This window comes from Candidatus Neomarinimicrobiota bacterium (assembly GCA_018647265.1).
Lineage (GTDB): Bacteria > Fidelibacterota > Marinisomatia > Marinisomatales > TCS55 > TCS55.
Genome location: JABGTK010000096.1, coordinates 1 through 3,647 on the forward strand (window position 1 = coordinate 1; position 3,647 = coordinate 3,647).

The 3,647-nt window shown below is 42.0% G+C and carries 4 protein-coding genes; all 4 read left to right on the top strand.

The annotated features are described in order from the left end of the window. A partial coding sequence (locus tag HN459_05425; GenBank protein MBT3478887.1) for a hypothetical protein occupies nucleotides 1-726 on the top strand: 726 nt, incomplete at its 5' end. Between the two features lie 126 nt (nucleotides 727-852). Further along, on the top strand, nucleotides 853-1,191 hold the full coding sequence (locus tag HN459_05430; protein MBT3478888.1) for a hypothetical protein: 339 nt from the start codon (nucleotides 853-855) through the stop codon (nucleotides 1,189-1,191). Nucleotides 1,192-1,288: 97 nt separating this feature from the next. Continuing rightward, entirely contained in the window at nucleotides 1,289-2,545 is a 1,257-nt protein-coding gene (locus HN459_05435; GenBank protein MBT3478889.1) for a histidine--tRNA ligase, read from the top strand. Nucleotides 2,546-2,619: 74 nt separating this feature from the next. Then, a partial coding sequence (locus tag HN459_05440; GenBank protein MBT3478890.1) for a toprim domain-containing protein occupies nucleotides 2,620-3,647 on the top strand: 1,028 nt, incomplete at its 3' end.

Consider the following 3,647-nt stretch of genomic DNA (forward strand, 5'->3'; position numbering starts at 1 on the left):
CTTTTTTCCTGGCGCATGGGCACCAGCCGAAATTTTGTAGCAGACGAATTTCAGTGGAGTAATATCAGTTCATCGGTTCGGGCCAACATTAGCCGAAAACTGAATCTTGATTTTTCCATGACCCACGATTGGTACGATTTTGACAAAGAAAAAAATATGCGTATCAATACATTTAAAACCAAAGGCGGTGTGCCAACTCCACGACTGATCAACGCCCGTTTCTCCACCGGATTTCGTTTTTCCGGGAAGCGTCTTTCTTTTGATCCTGAAGATGAAGAAACGACGGAAGAAGACACCACCGAAACTGAAGAACGAATGGATGGCGCCAATTTACTCGGACGGTTTGGGAGTGTAGGTAATTCGGGCCAGAAGAATACGGGTGACCTATGGTCCACTTCTGCCAGTTTCAGTTTTGCCTATAACAATGCCAACCCCAATAATCCACAAAAGACATTTTGGATGTCCACTAATTCAACAATTCAAATGACAGAAAACTGGAAAGTCACTTATAACGCCCGCTTTAACCTAATCAACCAGGATTTGGTCAGCCATACTTTTTCTGTTTTCCGAGATCTACACTGCTGGGAAATGAGTGTCAATTGGACACCCAATGGTTATGCTTCGGGACTTTATTTTAAACTGAATGTAAAATCGCCAAACTTGAGAGATTTAAAAGTAGAACAACGCGGCGGCACCTTTAGCCGTCCATCTCTTTTTGACCGATAGATTTTATGTTTTGGTGTGGATTGACTAAGTTAATCCATGCATCAATATAGTTGATGAAATCCATATTAGAAATTTGTGTTTTTCAACGCCCAGTTGTAAACTCAATCACATCAATGGAGGCCTCTTATGTTTTGTCCCGAATGTAAAAGTGAATATGTGGAAGAAATAACCGTTTGCGCCGACTGTGGTGTTACCCTCGTGAAAACCGATCCTGATGCGGCACACCTTGAGAATATGAATTGGATAGTCATCGCCGATTTCAGCGGTGCTGTAATGGCAGACATGGCTGTGGTTTTGTTAAAACAAAATGACATTCCATGCTATACCAAAGGCGATTTTTTAAGCTCCGCCTACGGCATTAAAGCAATAGGCCTCCCGGGCAGTTCGGTGAAATTGTATATCCCCGAACCATTTAAGGAAAAGGCAGAAAATTTGCTGGAAGATATTATTTCTGATTATAATTAAAGCGGCTTGGGCACCATATTAAAATTGTTAAGTAAATAATTTATTTAAATCTGTTGTAATCTCTCCTCTATATTTATTACAAATTTCTTAAAAAAACATGACATCTCTCCGATCAATTAAAGGTACCCAGGATATTCTCCCGGATCAAAGCCACCGCTGGCAAGCGTTGGAAGCGGCCATTCGCAGCACCATGGAGCACTATAATTATAAAGAAATCCGTACTCCTGCTTTTGAGCGGACGGAACTTTTTACCCGAGGAGTCGGCGAAGAAACAGATATTGTATCCAAAGAAATGTATAGCTGGACAGACCAAAGTGGCGAGAAGCTCACCCTTAAACCGGAACTGACTGCGCCCGTAGCACGGTCATTCATTCAGCATAATCTGGGGGGACAAAGTCCCATCAATAAACTCTATTATATTGATGCGCTTTTTCGAAGAGAACGTCCTCAAAAAGGGCGCTACCGCCAATTCCACCAATTTGGGATTGAAGCTTTTGGCTCGGAACATCCAGAAATTGATGCGGAAGTAATCGCATTGGCCATGTCCATTTTTAATAATATTGGGTTAGGCGGGCTTACCTTAAAATTGAATTCCATTGGTTCACCCCAATGTCGCAGTAATTATCGCAATGCACTCCGCGATTTTTTAAAACCCCATTTCAATGATTTAAGCGAAACCAGTCAAAAAAGATTTGAAAATAATCCACTTCGAATCCTCGATACAAAAGCGCCTCACGAAATTGAGATCCTGAAAGACGTCCCCAATATTTCTGATTGCTGGACGGTGGAAGATAAAGTTCACTTTGAAGAAGTATGTTCTTTGTTGAATGCCATGAAAATTTCATACGAATTGACGCCTCGACTCGTTCGCGGTTTGGATTATTATACCAGAACAACTTTTGAAATCACTTCCACTGCTCTCGGCGCACAAGATGCTATTTGTGGCGGTGGCCGTTACGACGGCCTAGTAGAAACATTGGGCGGGAAGCCCACCGCGGGAATCGGTTTCGCTGCGGGGATGGAACGGATCCTTTTAGCTTTGGGCGATAAGAATTCCAGTGAGAAAACCACACAAGTTTATATTGTGGGGCTCGGTGATGCGGTACGTACAACTGTAATAAAACTTGCTGAAGATTTGCGTAAAAATAATATCAGAACTGATTTTGATGTATTACGGCGATCATTAAAAGCACAAATGCGGGAAGCCAATAAATGTGGTGCACAAATTGCAATAATCATTGGTGATCAAGAATTAGAACTAGGAAAAGCAGAAGTTAAAGACTTATCCTCTGGAGAGCAGAGCCAAGTAAAAATAAATGAATTGGTTAAGCATATCAATTCTTTGTCTTTATAAAACTTTTTATTACATTAATATACGCGCGTGGGAAAATGGATTTCCTGCCGATTAAACAAATAGACGAAATATAAATGAGCAGCAAACCAATCTTAATAGTGGAATCGCCTTCAAAAGCGAAAACAATTTCAAAATACCTCGGTGGAGAATTTGAAGTCATCGCCAGCGTTGGCCATATAAAAGATCTTCCTAAAAAAGAATTGGGTGTAGATGTTGATGACAACTTCGCTACAATAGAAGATGTATTGCCGGATAAAAAACCATTCATGAAAGAATTGAAATCGCTGGCAAAGAAAACTGACCGAATTGTAATAGCCACTGACCCTGACCGGGAAGGCGAAGCGATTGCAGCGCACATCGCCACCGAGGTAGATAAGTCTAAACTCTCCCGCGTTCAGTTTACTGAAATCACTAAAGAAGGTGTTGCGGAAGGAATGGAGCATCCTAGAGAAATAGATATGGATCTTGTGGCTGCCCGGCAAACGCGACGCATTATCGATCGCCTAGTGGGATATAAAGTTTCTCGCGTACTTTGGAGTACTTTAAAAAAGAATATGAAATTTGTAGAGGTGAGCCTTTCAGCCGGCCGTGTTCAATCTTCTACCCTGAAAATAATTGTTGAAAGAGAAAGGCTTCGTCAAGCATTCCATTCTGCCCTTTATTATGATTTAAAGGCGAACCTTCTTTCAGGAGAAAAACCATTTTCAGCAAACCTTATCCGCGTAGATGGAAAACGTCTTGCAACGGGAAAAGATTTTGACCCCAATACGGGCGAATTGAAAAAACAGGATGCTTTACTCCTATCAAAGGCCCAAGCCGATGCATTGGTTAAAGAGTTAAAAAGCGGCGCTTGGACAGTCTCAGATGTGGAAGAAAAAATAAAAAACTCACACCCAAAACCGCCCTTCACCACATCCACCCTTCAGCAGGAAGCGGCCCGAAAAATTCGATCTTCCGCCCGAAAAACCATGCGTACTGCACAACGCCTATATGAACAAGGGTTCATCACCTACATGCGGACGGACTCCACTTCTCTTTCTGGTGAGGGAATTAATGGGGCCCGAAATGAAATTTTATCCCGCTTCGGGAAAGAATATTTACC